At 47.3% G+C, this 15,349-nt stretch carries 13 protein-coding genes; 5 read left to right on the forward strand and 8 right to left on the reverse strand.

Annotated features, from left to right (window positions below; all coding sequences use genetic code 11):
* Positions 1 to 1,015 (reverse strand): insulinase family protein (locus K8R76_05490; protein MCD4847623.1); only part of this gene is annotated, 1,015 nt, incomplete at its 3' end.
* A 210-nt stretch (positions 1,016 to 1,225) separates the two neighbouring features.
* Here K8R76_05490 and K8R76_05495 point away from each other — a divergent pair.
* From K8R76_05495 to K8R76_05505, 3 genes are all read left to right on the forward strand, one after another.
* Positions 1,226 to 3,430, forward strand: coding sequence for a DUF4954 family protein (locus K8R76_05495; GenBank protein MCD4847624.1), 2,205 nt, complete (start codon positions 1,226 to 1,228; stop codon positions 3,428 to 3,430).
* Between the two features lie 66 nt (positions 3,431 to 3,496).
* Positions 3,497 to 6,076 carry a beta-propeller fold lactonase family protein gene (locus K8R76_05500; protein MCD4847625.1) on the forward strand — a complete coding sequence of 860 codons (2,580 nt, stop codon included), beginning with the start codon at positions 3,497 to 3,499 and terminating at the stop codon, positions 6,074 to 6,076.
* 33 nt (positions 6,077 to 6,109) lie between these two features.
* On the forward strand, positions 6,110 to 6,580 hold the full coding sequence (locus K8R76_05505) for a hypothetical protein (protein MCD4847626.1): 471 nt from the start codon (positions 6,110 to 6,112) through the stop codon (positions 6,578 to 6,580).
* Here the strand turns inward: K8R76_05505 and K8R76_05510 are convergent.
* The 4 genes from K8R76_05510 to K8R76_05525 form a co-directional block, all read right to left on the reverse strand.
* Positions 6,561 to 7,139 carry a class I SAM-dependent methyltransferase gene (locus tag K8R76_05510; protein MCD4847627.1) on the reverse strand — a complete coding sequence of 193 codons (579 nt, stop codon included), beginning with the start codon at positions 7,137 to 7,139 and terminating at the stop codon, positions 6,561 to 6,563. The two genes, K8R76_05505 and K8R76_05510, sit on opposite strands and share 20 nt — an antisense overlap.
* 68 nt (positions 7,140 to 7,207) lie before the next feature.
* The gene (locus K8R76_05515; GenBank protein ID MCD4847628.1) at positions 7,208 to 7,657 is read right to left on the reverse strand and encodes a hypothetical protein; all 450 of its coding nucleotides are present in this window, start codon (positions 7,655 to 7,657) and stop codon (positions 7,208 to 7,210) included.
* 13 nt (positions 7,658 to 7,670) lie between these two features.
* Complete coding sequence (locus K8R76_05520; GenBank protein MCD4847629.1) at positions 7,671 to 8,504, reverse strand: class I SAM-dependent methyltransferase; 834 nt, start codon at positions 8,502 to 8,504, stop codon at positions 7,671 to 7,673.
* Positions 8,505 to 8,513: 9 nt separating this feature from the next.
* Positions 8,514 to 9,110, reverse strand: a complete 597-nt coding sequence (locus tag K8R76_05525; GenBank protein MCD4847630.1) for a hypothetical protein — start codon at positions 9,108 to 9,110, stop codon at positions 8,514 to 8,516.
* Positions 9,111 to 9,308: 198 nt separating this feature from the next.
* Between K8R76_05525 and gmd the strand changes: the two genes are divergently transcribed.
* Entirely contained in the window at positions 9,309 to 10,292 is a 984-nt protein-coding gene (gene gmd / locus K8R76_05530) for a GDP-mannose 4,6-dehydratase (protein MCD4847631.1), read from the forward strand.
* 136 nt (positions 10,293 to 10,428) lie between these two features.
* Positions 10,429 to 12,459, forward strand: a complete 2,031-nt coding sequence (locus tag K8R76_05535) for a T9SS type A sorting domain-containing protein (GenBank protein ID MCD4847632.1) — start codon at positions 10,429 to 10,431, stop codon at positions 12,457 to 12,459.
* 59 nt (positions 12,460 to 12,518) lie between these two features.
* On the opposite strand, the gene K8R76_05540 is transcribed toward K8R76_05535, so the two are convergent.
* The 3 genes from K8R76_05540 to K8R76_05550 form a co-directional block, all read right to left on the reverse strand.
* Entirely contained in the window at positions 12,519 to 13,346 is an 828-nt protein-coding gene (locus K8R76_05540) for a VanW family protein (protein MCD4847633.1), read from the reverse strand.
* A gap of 8 nt (positions 13,347 to 13,354) precedes the next feature.
* Positions 13,355 to 15,031 (reverse strand): formate--tetrahydrofolate ligase, encoded by a 1,677-nt coding sequence (locus K8R76_05545; GenBank protein ID MCD4847634.1) that lies wholly within the window; start codon positions 15,029 to 15,031, stop codon positions 13,355 to 13,357.
* A 15-nt stretch (positions 15,032 to 15,046) separates the two neighbouring features.
* The coding region (locus K8R76_05550) for a hypothetical protein (protein ID MCD4847635.1) at positions 15,047 to 15,349 on the reverse strand (303 nt) is incomplete at its 5' end.

Consider the following 15,349-nt stretch of genomic DNA (forward strand, 5'->3'; position numbering starts at 1 on the left):
CCTCTATAACAGCTATCAGGCTGTCCAGAGGGACTCCTTCCGCCGGAACTGCCGAGATGGTGAATGGGGAGGTGTTCATTCCGTAGGGGGCGGAAGCCCATGCCATTGTCGCGATACCCGGCGTTACAAGGTTTCTTTCGAACCAGGAAATCCTGCCGCGGCCCAGGTAGTACGCAAGCAGACTGAGCGCGGGAAGATCCGGGTCATCTACACTGCAGCCGTCGAAGTAGAACAGCACTCTGTCGGTTTCAGCCGGAAAATCGATCTCCAGATGGAAAGGACCTTCAAAGGTTTCTCTTTCATCCAGATCGAGAGAAGGGACATCAGCGAAAGGGATTCCTCCGAAGTAATCCTCCACAAGAGCCATTACAGCATCTTTGTCGAAATCCCCGACTATTGTCAGTGTAGCGTTTGCGGGCTGGTACCAGGTGTTGTAGTAATCGGTAACTTTCTGCCTGTCATAGGAAGCAATGGCTTCGCTCGTTCCAAGAACGGTTCTTCTGTATGGATGTTCACCATAGAAGACGGAATTCGCCTCGTAATTAAGAATCCTGTCAGGTGAATCCTGCGAAAGACGCCATTCATCCATCACCACACCGATCTCCTGCGCTATTCCAGCGGAATCCATGAGACAGTTCCGCATTCTATCGCTTTCTATCAGCAGAGCTTCCTCGAGGGCGGAGGCGGGATAATAGAGGTAGTATGTCGTAAAATCTTTACCTGTGAAACCGTTTGCCTGACCGCCGTTCTTCTGTGATGTCTGCCAGAATCTGAGACCCGATATATCCTGTGTGCCGTTGAACATCATGTGCTCAACAAAATGGCTGATTCCCGTTATCTCATCCGTTTCGTACCGGGCGCCGACATTGTACCTTGTTATGACCGCTACTGTTGGAGAGTAATGCATCTCCTCGAGTACTACTGTCAGGCCATTATCAAGTGTGTAAACGAAAGGGTCGGCGGAAAGATTCTGTGCAGCGAAAACCAGCATGAACAGACCGAGTACCTTTTTCATGTCGGAGTGTCCCTTCATTGAATTGATTTCATTCAGATGATATGAAAATGTTTGATAACATTACTACATAATATAAACCAGTTGTTTTCGAAAGTCTCCGTGGAAACTCGCGGGGTTGGTTCTCTGGACTGTGAATCGGTTATTTCCCACAGCGGTAAAATCCGGTATATAAACCTGATTACTAACATCCGGATAAAAGGAGCGTATAGCATGAGTACAGTCTCAATCCTTCCATCAGACAGTATTGGAAAAGGCTTTATCCCCGACGAGTTTATTCCCCCGGGGAAAGATGAATATTACCTTCGCAATATTCAGAATTCAGCGCAGGAAGGACGATGGCGGCATCTGCGATCTCATGAAATCGAGAAACTCCTGCAGAATGGCAACACCTGCAGTGACTGGAATGAGATAACAGTTACAGATCAGTTCGATACAGATCTGGTCAGGAACACTGAGTTCTGCGGACTTGTCCGAATCGGAAATATACGGAACATAGTTCTCGAGCATCATGATCTGCGGGTTCGGGCAGGTATTACGAACAGTGTGATAATCTCCTGTGACATAGGAGATGATACGGCAATTCATGATGTCCGGTATCTGTCGCATTTCATAATCGGAAATAGCTGCGTTCTGTTCAATATCAATGAGATGCACACGACCAATCATTCAAAATTCGGTAATGGGATCATCAAGGAAGGTGAACCTGAAGATGTCCGCGTATGGCTTAATCTGATAAATGAATCCGGCAGCCGAAGAATACTGCCTTTTAACGGTATAATTACCGCGGATGCCTATCTCTGGGCAAAATACCGGGACGATACTGTGTTGATGGATAAATTGAAGGATATCACGCAGAACAGCTTTGACTCGCGCCGTGGTTTCTACGGAACAGTCGGAGACCAGTGCGTAATCCGGAACTCACTCGTTCTCAAGGATGTCCGTATAGGTCCGCACTGCTACATCAAAGGCATTAACAAGCTTAAAAATCTGACCATCAACTCTTCGGAATCAGAACCAACGATGATCGGAGAAGGTGTTGTATTGGTGAATGGAATTATCGGTTCTGGATGTCACGTTTTCTACGGGTGCATGGCCATACGGTTCATCCTTGGCGATAACTCAAACCTGAAGTACGGCGCCAGACTCATTCACTCGTTCCTGGGAGACAATTCAACTGTTTCCTGCTGTGAAGTACTCAACAATCTTATTTTTCCGGCACACGAACAGCATCACAACAATTCCTTTCTTATCGCCTCTCTTGTAATGGGACAGAGCAATATGGCCGCTGGCGCTACGATAGGCTCCAATCACAACAGCAGAGCGAACGATAATGAGATACAGGCAGGCCGGGGATTCTGGCCTGGATTATGCACGAGCGTTAAACATTCCTGCCGTTTTGCTTCTTATGTGCTGCTGTCAAAAGCTGATTATCCTGCCGAACTTGATATCCCGCTGCCATTCTCACTGATCGGCAACAATACGGCCATGAACCAGCTGGAGGTCATGCCGGCATTCTGGTGGTTGTACAATATGTATGCCCTTGCGAGGAATTCCGGAAAATTTCAGATTCGCGATGGCCGCAGGAGAAAAATCCAGAACATCGAATTCGATTATCTTGCGCCGGATACCGCGGAGGAGATGTTCAATGCACGCAGGTTGCTTGAAATATGGACAGCCAGAGCAGGTTTGCGCTGCATGATAGATACGGGAGACAATAAGAGCGATGAAGAACTCGCTACCTTCGGACGTGAGATTCTTACCGGATCTTCCGCAACAGTTGACGCTCTTGAGATCCTTGGCGAGAAGATGGAGAAATCGAACAGAAAGATAGTCATTCTCAAAACGTATAAGGCTTACCATGCATATGGGGATATGCTCCATTTATACGCAGTCAGGAACCTGCTGGAATACCTGAAAACGCATCAAAACGCTGATTACTCAGCAATGTGCGAAGTGTTAACCTGTGACCGCATACGCGAGTGGGTTAACCTTGGCGGACAGATAGTATCCGGGAAAGATGCTGCTCTGATAAGACTGGATATCAGATCAGGCGAACTGGACAACTGGGATGAAATCCACCGCAGATATGATACTCTTCAGGAAGCTTATCCATTTGAAAAGCAGAAGCATTCTTTTGCTACACTCTGCGAATTGCTTGGAACTGATAAACCCACGGAGGAACAATGGATAAGAGCGCTGGACAAGGCTGTTGAAATTCAGGAATTCATCAGAGATCAGGTATACATATCCAGGAAAAAGGATTTCGATAATCCCTTCCGTCAGGCCACATACAGGAATGAAGCCGAGATGAACGCCGCTATCGGAACAATTGAAGACAATGAATTTGTTCAGCAGGTCAGAGAAGAAACAGAAGATTTCAGAAAACTGGCATCTGATACTGTATGCAGGAGTTGAGACAGGAAAGGACTCATCAGTGAATATATTTAAAAAGAAGTACTCCGATTACGTGCTGGTGCGATCATGATAAGTTTTGTAGCTGTCATATTCTGCTTTCTTCTTCTATGCGGTTCTTCCGAGTATGGTGTTCCGGCTGATGAATTGGTGCAGCTGGATGTTCACAGTGGCATTACCGCGGATCAGATAATTCCTGTGCCGGGCGCCTGTTTCGCTGAAACGGTTACCAATCTTGATCCGGGAGTGGTTCCCGAGGGGGACTACCTCATGGACATCACCTTCAGCAATGATGGGCAGAAAATCCTTATCTGTAACTACATGACAGAGAATATCACAGTTATTGACTGTTCTTCAATGTCTGTTGACACAACCTTTTCTGTTAACGGTAATCCCGGAGCGATTGCCTGTTCGGATGATTACGCTGTTGTTGCGTTTCCTTTTTCCGACAGGATTGATATTCTCTCTCTGGCTGACTGGTCTGTTGCCGGATCGTTCTCGACCGGGGTTCAGCCATGGGTTATCCGAATCAGTGAGGATGGCGGTCACGCATTTGTTGCCTGCGATGTGGATAATGTCTGCGAAGTCATTGATCTGACCGGCATGACTCATGAACTGACAATAAGTGATTTCCCTATATGGCTCTGCAGTTACGGCTTCGGGAGTGAAAGCAATCGTTTTTCCGTTAAATACTCGGGATTTGAACCTGTATCCGGCGGTACACATCTGACTGTCGGCGATGGAGTCAACACTCTTTACTTCTTTAATACTTCAACGGGTAACGCAGATCATACCGTGGTCATTCCTGAAATTGATAATGTCGCCCTTTCAGGAGACGGATCGTACATTACAGCACTCTCAACTATGAATCCGGTTACGCTTTATAAGATAGATATAGCTTCACATACCATTGAAGCATCCGTTGCAGTTACCGGGCACACCTCCGGCATGACAAAACAGATAGCAGTAAACCAGGATGGTTCCAAGGCTTACATCTCAACCAGCGGCAACACCAGTACGCTTGTGAGATTCAGCACCGGGGATTTTAAAACCTTCTCGAGTACGTACTCCGCCTTCTGGATCGGAGTTTCAAATGACCATACCCTCGCGGTAAGCGGGCAGTACAGATATTCCATCATCGATTTCGCTACGGAGACAATGGTGGCACAATCCCAGGGCAACAGCCAGTACTTCGGGTGTGTTTCTCCGGTGGCCAATGAAACCGCCAGTTACAACCCTTACGGCTATGAAGGTGCGTATCTATACAGTTTTAACGGATCTTCGATTACGTACAGAGGCGGTGTTCAAAGCGGTTCTGAAATAGAGGGAGACGGAACCAGAAGGGCTGCAATAGCACCTGATGGTTCTGTTGCTGTTCTTTCGAATACCATGTCAGACAATGTCAGCATTGTGGATCTTTCCAGCCTTGAGGTCATCGCTGTTCTGGAAATCGGAGACAGGGTACAGGACGCTGCCATCACACCGGATTCGAAGTGGGCTGTTATCTGCGGTTTCAACTCCAATTCAGTAAAAATTGTCGATCTTGAGACGAACACAATAGTAGCGGATGTTCCAACCGGAACAAGGGCTTCGGTTGTTTCGCTGACTCCTGATGGCAATTATGCCTACGTTGGCAATATCTCCTCGAACACAGTTTCCGTTGTGGAGCTGGACGGAGCTTCAAGCCAGGAGATCGCTGAAATACCATGTGGTATTATCGGTGTGGTCTATGCCGCCTGCGGAGTTTCAAGCGATGTCAAAGTAAGCCCTGACGGTGCTTACTGCCTTGTAGCTGCTTCTTTTGATGACAGGGTAAAAGTAATAGATACCGCATCCAATACGGTTGTGGCTGATCTTGTTGTCGGGGACTTCCCGATTCAGATAGCCTTCAACGCCGACGGATCCCGGGCTGTTGTATCGAACTATTTTCATAACTCCATTTCAATCATAGATGTTGACGGCACTTCTTCGTATGTGGTGGGCACCTGGTATACAGGGGACGGACCCCTCCGCGTTGCTTACGACATCGTTACTGATCGGTTCGCTATAGGACTCTATATAGACAAGGTGGTACAAACCTTTGATCCGGAAACAGGTCAGATCATCGCTACTTACAGCTACACCAGCTCCGGGAGCGTTCTTGATCTTGATTACACGGATGATGGCTCCAGGCTGGTTCTTACCGCTGCCGGGAGTGGAACTCCCTGCCGGCTGCACAGGGATTCGGAACAGATAGATCTTGCAGGAGGCGCTGTGTATTTTGATTACTGTAACGCTGCTGACGTTGCCATTGCCGTAGTACCGGGGCCTGATTACGGGATAATCGTCAACTGGAGCCCTCAGGGTGTTTCTGAGAACGAATTCGGGGTTGAGGATCTTCCAGGGCTTGCTGTCTCACCTAATCCGGGAGTGGGCTGCTTCGCGTTTCGCGTGGTTCTTCCTTCCGCCTCTTCAGTTAACATCGGTGTTTATGACCTTTGCGGAAGGCTTGTTTCCGGGGTTGCTGAGAGTTCCTTTGCTTCAGGAATTACTTCGGTGGAGTGGGATGCGGTAAATGAAAACGGCGCTGCTCTTCCTCCGGGTGTATATGCGGTGCGTCTGGATGCCTGCGGTAAAACTGTTTCCAGGCTTATGACCGTGTGTGAATGAAGACCGGCACCTGGTTGGATGAGAAATAAGTAAATGGTAATTCTTCGATTTGTCATAGAGGGAATTATCAGATACTCATACTACGCATTCATTCTTTTCTCTATTGTAACAGCCCTGCTGAGCGGATTTGCTGACACTGTTCAATATGGAAGGTACGTTAAAGCCCAGGATGAGTGGATTGTGGAAGCTGAATCCTCGGGAGAGGAGTATACAGCGGTTGATTACACGCCCAATCTTATAACAGGAATCGCGGCTTTTCTGATGTTCATCGGTGCTTCAGCGCTGGCAGTGATGTTCCTGATGAAACGGGTAACCGGAATCACGCATATTATTCTTATTGTTACTGCTGCTCTTTCCGCATTCATCTTCCTTCTGCCGAGGCCGCCTGTTGGCACTGGAACTGAATCCATGAAAGAAGTTTACGCATTTCTCACACTGCTCGGAATAATTGATTTAATATTCTTCCGGAGCCATGCTCCTTCGATCAGTGGAGACCCGGCCTAACAGGCTTATTGAGAAGAGCCGCCATTCTTTTTCTCATTTTCAATTCGCTGACCAGAGCGAAACCGGCTTTCTTCGCCGTTTCAACAGTATTCGAAAAATCCTCCGGCGATACATGATGTGAAGGTTCGATCACAAGTAGAGCGCCTCCTTCTTTCAGTGTGCTGAACAGCTGCTTGAAGAAAGAGCTGCTGTTCGGTACTTCGTGCACAACTGCCGAAGCCAGGACGAAGTCAGCCATACCATCAAGATCATCAGTTTTGAGAAGATCCTGCTTGCATACTCTTACTTCGATTCTGTCATTTAAGTTCTTCTTTTTAGCCTTGCTGTAGAGCTTCGAGACCATTTTCTCCTGCATATCAATACAGATGACTTTACCGCTCGGTCCGACCATCTCAGCCATTGGAAGGCTGAAGAAACCCATTGCGCAGCCTACATCGATAACAGTCATACCTTCTTTAATGTACGGCGAGAGTATTTTGAACGGGTTCTCGAACAGCTTCCTTAACGGGCTTGATAAAAGATGTCCCACCCAGACTGGACAGACATGTTGTTCCGACATTGCTCCTCCTGTACATTTGTTTCGTTTCTCGCTTTAAATCGATTGAATATAACTACAGGTGTCCGCAATCAGAGAAGCATTATGTCCTCAGGATCCTCCGGGCTTACCTTGATCCTGATTGTTGCTCCCTTTTGATATTGAGAGAGGGCTGTAAGCGGTATGACCTGCTTGTGAATAATGTCGCAGGGGGGATGAACAGGTGAATTGACATGAAGTTTGAAAGCGATTCTGGGCTGATTATTTATGTAGGTTCCGGTCTCGCTGAGTTCGAGTATGGTAGCTTCAGCGTCGAGCCAGGTCTTCTCGATTCTTTCCCTTTTTCTATTGGAAAGAACGACCCAGAGAAGGACGCCTCCGTTTGTCAGCAGGAACATTCCCGCCATTCCCCAGAAGAAGATATTCATTGGATGACCGTCATCGGTTTGTGCCTTTGGTGACACAAAGAATCCGGCTATTATGAAACCAACGATGATAACACCGAAGATCGCAAACACACTCCAGTTGATACTTCTTCTCATGACCATTTGCGGATTATAGCCTGAACTGGGGACACGCACCAGAGCGTTGTTTCCAGTATTTCCTTTTTTTACCGTTCGCCTCATCATAGATGGAATCTCTGTAACCCCATTCGCAGGATATCATTACATCGTGAATATTTCCGCTTGTATCTTTAACCGCTGATCCGGGGCAGTGAATTATCGATCCTCCTTCTTTCACGACTCTTTCAAATTCCTTCAGCTCATCCTCCAGCCTCCATCCCAGAGCATGCGATGTTATCAGAACATCCGCGAAGGAATCAGGGAAGGGGAGTTTATCCAGAAAACCGTCCATAACGTAAAGATTTGATATTCCGGATAATGCAGCCTTTTGCCTGATGAACTGCCTGAGTCTTGGAACCGGTTCCACCGCGTATACGATTTCTGCCTGTTCCGCTGCCTCAAGGGCAACCCTGCCCGTACCAGAACCGGCATCAATAACAATCCTGTTTGTCAGGGAAGTGATTGAAGCTATTTCGGAGAAATCCCATTCATGAAATTCCAGAGAATCGTAAACCTCAGGACATTTGCTGTAGACAAGGATGTCCGCGATTGTCCACAAGACAGTATCAGCGGATTCGGAAAAAACCGGTTTATCCGATTCTGCGGCGTACTCTTTTCTGATCTTATCAAGAAACGGTTCAATCTCGGGACACTTTTTCCTAAGGAAGATTTCGATCTCCGGTCGGTGTTCAAGCACACTCGCAAATTCCCGCTCGGGTATCCATCCAGGCAGGTAAGCTATCTGGAAGGGTTCGAGAAGGTAAATATCCTCGATTTCAAGAACAACTCCTCTGAAAATTTCTTTGAAAAGCTCAACGGATGCCATAATCCCCTCTTACTCCTGCGGCAAAAACAGATCTACTTCGAATTCCATACGCTCAATCCATACATCGTCACTATTTTCATCACTTCCGAGTTCGATCTCGGTAATATGCAGTATTCCTGATTCACGGCTGATTCCGTTATGAATTTCAACAGCGTTCTCATACGCTTCATCGCTTTCAGGCCAGAGCATTGCCGATAATGCCTCGAAACCTGTTTCGAAGCTTTCCGCGTCTGTTACGAACCAGAATTTTCTTGCTGCTCCTGGAGCGTTTACCGAACCATCGTTCGGCCATGTCCCATCCTCGCTCTGGAAATGCCACTCGTATATATAGAGAGCGTTTGTGCCTCTGTAGGGGGGCGTTACAACTTTAGTGTAATCGTGATTCGGCTGATCAGGGTTAATTATCCTGATAATCCATCCTACCACATCTGTCTCATAATCAAGCTGAAATTCAAGATCAGGTGTGATCTCCTGCGAAAAATCCTCGAAACGATTGACGCTTCCGCTGAAACTGAAGGCTCCTTCAGAGTACTGTCCCAACGCCGTGCTGACGCAAAGCAGCAGAGTCAATGTGATCGTCATCCATTGTAATGTGTATTTTTTCAAAAGGTATGCCCCCATTCATTCGATTAAGCTTTTCGCTAATTGTGTTTATTAGTATTACACCGGGGCAGAAATGTCAAACAGGTTATGGGGGACACACAGCAGAGCGTCATGTTTTTTGGGGACACCCATAGAGTTGGGTGTCCCCTTTTGATGTTGTATTGTAATGATGTTGTTTGTACAAATTATGATGGAGAGAAAATGAAAAAAGCATTGATAACAGGGATTACAGGTCAGGATGGCTCCTACCTTGCAGAGCTTCTTATTGATAAAGGATATGAAGTCCATGGAATAGTGAGACGGTCGAGCAGTTTCAACCGCGAACGAATAGAGCATCTCATCCAGAATCCTGATGTATACAGGAATGTACTCTTCCTTCATTACGGTGATATGACTGACTCCAGCGCCATTAATCGAATACTGGAAAAGATCGTTCCCGATGAGATCTACAATCTTGCAGCTCAAAGTCACGTTCGCATATCTTTCGACATGCCCGAGTACACAGGTGATGTTAACGGCATAGGTGTAGCAAGGATTCTTGACGCTATAAGAGAGGTTGGTCTTGTTGGTGAATGTAAATTCTACCAGGCCTCCACCAGCGAGATGTTCGGATCTTCTCCTCCGCCCCAGAGCGAAGAGACGCCATTCCATCCCAGAAGCCCCTATGCTGCTGCTAAACTCTACGGTCACTGGATGGTCGTAAACTACAGACAGGGTTACGGACTGCATGCGTCAAGTGGAATTCTATTCAACCATGAATCTCCAAGAAGGGGCAGAAACTTCGTAACGCGAAAGGTTGCCACCGCGGCTGCACGGATTAAGATGGGTCTTCAGGACCGGCTTGCTCTGGGAAACCTGGATGCGAAAAGGGACTGGGGACACGCGAAGGATTACGTCCGAGCGATGTACCTTATGCTGCAGCAGCCAAAAGGTGATGACTTTGTGATAGCTACCGGAAAAACATATTCCATCAGGAATCTGCTCGATACGGCTTTTGGAAACCTGGAACTCGACTGGGAGAAATTTGTTAAGGTTGACGAAAGACATTTCCGGCCAACTGAGGTGGACGTTCTTATGGGTGACTCTTCAAAGGCAAAGAGAATTCTTGGCTGGGAAGCGGAAATAAGCTTTGATGAAATGGTCACTGAACTTGTTGAAAATGAAATGAGGCTTCTTAAAATATAAATCTGCAAAAGACGGTTTTGAGAGGGCAAAATTCGTTACTCTTTTCAAGGGGGTCACAATACATTATACTTTTAGTAGGAATATGATCTATCAGAGATTTTTCTGAACAATCCAATTACCATAAGAGGAGAATAATATGAAAGTTGTGCTATCTATTATTCTTGCCGTTAGCATGTTCGCGACGGCAGGAGAATTGACTTTCAGCTACGATATCTCCCTTGATGACGTCGAAATGGCGACATTCGAGGGTTATGATTTCCCGCTGATAGTAAACGGTTTCACCACATTTGACGATGGATACCCGAATCTTCCCGCTGTTCCATACTCCTTCGTTCTTCCACAGGGTACTGATCTTGTTGATGTAACAGTCGAGATTCATGAAATTCAGACAATTGAAGGAAACTGGGATATAGATCCTGTTAGAACCTGTCGGCTGAACGAGACCCCGGGACCCAGAATTTTCAATCCCATCGTTTACGGTTCAGACAATGTGTTTCCCTCGGAAGCGGCACTGTTCATGCAGACCGGAAACAAAACCGGGTTCCGTGTTGGAAGCTTCTCTTTTGTACCCTTCCAATACAAACCTCTCAGCAGAGAACTCAACGTAATCACATCAGCATCCATAACGGTTACATACATTGAAGACGCTTCCGTAAGAATGCTCTCACTTACAGATGAGCAGATAACAATTGCTGGAAATGGTCTCAGGAACATCGTTCTGAACTCTGAGATGCTTGACCAGTGGGCTCCTTCCCTGAACACCGGAACAGATGGCGCCAGCTGGCTTGTATTAGCTGATCCCATTTACGAAACAATGCTTGAACCTCTCGTTGCTCACAGAGACATCACAACGGGTTGTGCCGATTATGTTTCCCTTGACTGGATCTATGCCAACTACACCGGATATGACACCCAGGAACAGATCAGGAACTACCTGATCGACAGATTCGAGAATCACGGTCTTATCTACGTGCTTATCGTTGGTGACTACGGACCTACTACAAGGATTTCAGATCTAACTCTTTCGGGTCAGCATCTTGACTCAGTAACCGATCTCTACTACTCCGATCTCGATGGTACATGGGACAACGACGGAGACCACCAGTACGGTGAATACAGCGATGGTCTTGATTACTACTCCGACATCTATGTTGGAAGATTCAGCTCCGAAGTCGACTACAGAATAGAGGCAATGATAAACAGGACTCTGGCCTACGAACAAACACCTACAGCCGGAGACTGGAATAAAACTGCCCTTCTCATTGGCGCGCTGCTCTGGCCTCCTTATGGCGGACAAATCCTGTGCGATACAATCGCCAAGAGAATCCCGGGTGACTGGACTATTCATAAGCTTTATGAGACCGGTTCCGGACATCCAACGAACCAGATTGATCTTCTTAATGCCGGAGTTGTCTTCTGCGAACCGACAGGTCATGGCTACACAAACGGGATCTACTGGTACAACAACCCCGACAACATGATAACCAATTACAACTACACCGACCTTACCAACATTGACATGCTGACTGTGTTTTCCTCCATAACATGCCTCGCCGGTAAGATCAGCGTTGGTTGCATCGCTGAGAAACTGATGTACCTGTCTACCGGTGGCGCCATAGCTGTCATGTTCAACTCTGACAACGGATGGGGATCTCCTCCAAATATGGGAGTTTCCGAGACTCTGGAAGTCTGCATCTCAGACCAGCTGTTCACAAACGTGCAGCAGGAACTGGGAGTCATGCACTCACTTGCCAAAGACCAGTTGAGAGCCGGACCCCATATTAACTTTGAAGAATGGGTTCTTCAGGAGCATAACCTTCTCGGTGATCCCGCATTGCTTTTCTCACCGGGATACTACGGTATTGAAGACGGACCGGAAATAGATATTCTTCTTCCCTCTCTTTCCGCTCCCACTCCCAACCCATCGGCTGGGAACTGTTCCATAGCGTTCGACATGCCTTATGCCGGTAACGCTGAGATAACAGTATATGACCTTAGCGGAAGAACTGTGGCAACCGTACTCAGTGGAACACTGAATGCGGGATCAGGTTCTGTAGCGTTTGACGGAAGAGACAATTCCGGCAATCAGCTGCCGTCCGGATGTTACACAGTAGTATTGACCGGTACTGCCGGTACAGCCGCTTCGAGAATGATCATAGTCAGATAGGAATATCCTGTTTGAAACTGGCGGGGCGGTTAATTCCGCCCCGCTTTTTTATACTGCGCTCAGGATAACTCGATAACTTCAATTCCGGGAACTGATGATGTGTCGTACTGAACCTTCAATTGATTCCTGATAAGCAGTTCTTCGGAGATTTCCATTGAGGTTTCCGAATCTGTGATTATCCGCCACAGCTCATTTTCCCTGTAGACTTCTCCCCGGACACGTACAAATCGGTGATTTCTCTCCTGGATTGTCCTACAGAAGGGCAACTTCCTGTCTGCTCTTATTTCACCGTGAAGGTACATATCATCAAGCCACGTTCTAACCTGGAACACATACTCAGTATCGTTTCTGAACATGAAATCGAGATAATTGTAGAACACCGTGGCTCCTGTTCCGAATGGAACTGTCCTTCTGTAATCGGGAAATGGATCAAAATCGTGTCTGTGCCGCTCGGTGACTGTAAGCGGTGTATGAAGGATCATCCAGTGCAGAAGGTTGGAGAGCTGGCATAGACCGCCTCCGGTTCTGGACACAAGCTTACCGAAGGAGAGCTGAAGCCCCCGTGGAAAACCTCTGCTTTCGGTTGGGTGCCCCACAAGCTTCCAGAATGAAAAAGTCTCACCGGGCTGAACCAGCACTCCGTTCATGTATTTGCATGCTTTCCGCAGGCTGTCTACCTTATTCCTCTGGAGGGTCTGATCGGTGCCTTCCAGCTTCCTCAGAAGAAGTGACTGATGATTCATTACTGATACCGGAAGAATATCTTCACTTAAATTCAGAGAGCAGGGAACTCCTCCAAAATACCATTTCATCCTGCGCTTGAATCTCCGCAGAAATACCGAGCATCTTTCGATAACCGGATGCATGGAGGAAAGCGGTCTTTTCATCAGCAGAATCAGAAGAGTCCGGTGATATTGCCGTCAGAATCAATATCCATTCGAGTGGCAGCGGGTTCTTCAGGCAATCCAGGCATTCGCATAATATCTCCGGTTATAGGGACAAGGTAACCAGCTCCAGCTGATATCTCTATTTCCCTCACCGTCACAATGAAATCCTTCGGTCTGCCAAGCAGTTTCGGGTTATCCGAAAGCGATTTCTGTGTTTTGGCGATGCATACGGGAAGTTTGTCGTAACCTTTTTTTCTAATAGTGCGCAGATCTTTTCTCGCAAGTTTTGTATATTCTATATGTTCAGCTCCGTATATTTCCTTCGCTACTATTTCAATTTTCTCTTTAACACCCAGGTTCCAGTCATAAAGAGGTTTAAAGGTTTCACTGCAGTCTCTCACATTCTCAATCACGAGAGAAGCTATATCCTCCATTCCCTGACCACCGTTTACGAATCCGTCTCCTATCGCGGCGGATTCACCCATTTCAGAACAGCGGTCCAGAATCACCTGCAGCTCTTCATCGGTATCATCCTGGAATCTGTTTACGCAGACCACAGTGGGAAGACCGAACTTGTCAATATTCTCAAGGTGTTTCTCCAGGTTGGGAAGTCCGGCTGCAACCGCATCCGGATTCGGCGTTCTAAGATCCTTCTTCTTCACACCCCCGTGCATTTTCAGGGCGCGGCACGTTACGACCAGTACAACAAGGCTCGGACAGAGGTTACCGTACGGACAAGCTATATCGAAGAATTTCTCCGCACCCAGATCAAAACCGAATCCGGCCTCGGTTATAGCCCAGTCAGAGAAGGCAACGGCCATCTGCGTCGCGAGTATTGAATTGCAGCCATGTGCGATATTGGCAAATGGTCCACAATGCACAAACGCCGGATTGCCTTCCAGCGTCTGAACAAGATTCGGTTTGATGGCATCTTTCAGAAGCATTGCTATTGCGCCCGAAATATTCATTTCCTTTGCTGTAATCTCCTGCATGTCATATGTGAGACCAATAAAGATTCTGTCGACTTTTCTTTTCAGATCTTCAAGATCCTTCGAAAGTGAAAGGATAGCCATTATCTCACTGGCAGCGGTTATATCGAACCCGGATTCCCGCGGAACGCCCTGGGTTCTGCCCCCAAGCCCGATGATCACATCCCTCAGGGATCTGTCGTTCATGTCGACTACCCGCTTGAAGCTGATGGTTCTGGGGTCCAGCCGGGATGGATTCCCCTTGTGAAGGTAGTTGTCTATCGTTGCGGCAAGGAGATTGTTGGCTGAACCAATTGCGTGAATGTCTCCTGTAAAATGAAGATTTATATCTTCCATCGGTATGATTTGTGAATACCCTCCTCCCGCAGCACCGCCTTTTATTCCGAATATCGGACCGAGAGATGGTTCACGTATGGCGCAGCTGACCGATTCGCCCAGCCTTGCCAGCCCCTGCGTAAGCCCTATTGTTATTGTGGTCTTGCCCTCTCCTGCCGGGGTGGGCGTTATGGCGGATACCAGAACCAGCTTTCCGAATCCTTTCCGCTTCTTCTCCAGAGTATCAAGATGAACTTTCGCTTTGTCCTGACCGTAGAGATCAAGATCTTCCTCTGAAAGTCCCAGCTGCTCCGCAATTTCAATAACAGGACGCGGGGTAACTTTTCGCGCTATCTCAATATCAGTCGGGAATGAATTCATTTCTCTCCTCCGTATTCAGAATCCGTTAGAACTGGTTTTCTCCTGAGGTTCTATTTCCTTTCTTTTTACTGCAGGTTCTACAACTTCTTTAAGTGTACCCCCAGGCGGGAGTCCAAAGCCTTTCAGAGGATAGACTCTGTAAACCACATGCTCGCTCTTCTTTCCTGATACAATGCAGAAAGATTCACCGGAGATCTTCGCTCTGGCGGCGGCTTCACTTCTTGCAGTATCAAGGCCTTCGTGCATCAATGTAATCCTTCCATCCGGTATGAGCAGTATTACAGGCATAATGGTTTTTAGCAACTCCATGACAAGAAT

The sequence above is a fragment of the Candidatus Aegiribacteria sp. genome, from assembly GCA_021108435.1.
In the GTDB taxonomy this organism is placed as follows: domain Bacteria; phylum Fermentibacterota; class Fermentibacteria; order Fermentibacterales; family JCC-6; genus Aegiribacteria.

Excerpts from the sequence above, each read along its gene's own strand:
- K8R76_05495 (MCD4847624.1), top strand. The coding sequence starts at position 1,226 with ATGAGTACAGTCTCAATCCTTCCATCAGACAGTATTGGAAAAGGCTTT.
- K8R76_05500 (MCD4847625.1), top strand. The coding sequence starts at position 3,497 with ATGATAAGTTTTGTAGCTGTCATATTCTGCTTTCTTCTTCTATGCGGT.
- K8R76_05505 (MCD4847626.1), top strand. The coding sequence starts at position 6,110 with ATGGTAATTCTTCGATTTGTCATAGAGGGAATTATCAGATACTCATAC.
- K8R76_05510 (MCD4847627.1), bottom strand. The coding sequence starts at position 7,139 with ATGTCGGAACAACATGTCTGTCCAGTCTGGGTGGGACATCTTTTATCA.
- K8R76_05515 (MCD4847628.1), bottom strand. The coding sequence starts at position 7,657 with ATGAGAAGAAGTATCAACTGGAGTGTGTTTGCGATCTTCGGTGTTATC.
- K8R76_05520 (MCD4847629.1), bottom strand. The coding sequence starts at position 8,504 with ATGGCATCCGTTGAGCTTTTCAAAGAAATTTTCAGAGGAGTTGTTCTT.
- gmd (MCD4847631.1), top strand. The coding sequence starts at position 9,309 with ATGAAAAAAGCATTGATAACAGGGATTACAGGTCAGGATGGCTCCTAC.
- K8R76_05535 (MCD4847632.1), top strand. The coding sequence starts at position 10,429 with ATGAAAGTTGTGCTATCTATTATTCTTGCCGTTAGCATGTTCGCGACG.
- K8R76_05540 (MCD4847633.1), bottom strand. The coding sequence starts at position 13,346 with ATGAAAAGACCGCTTTCCTCCATGCATCCGGTTATCGAAAGATGCTCG.
- K8R76_05545 (MCD4847634.1), bottom strand. The coding sequence starts at position 15,031 with ATGAATTCATTCCCGACTGATATTGAGATAGCGCGAAAAGTTACCCCG.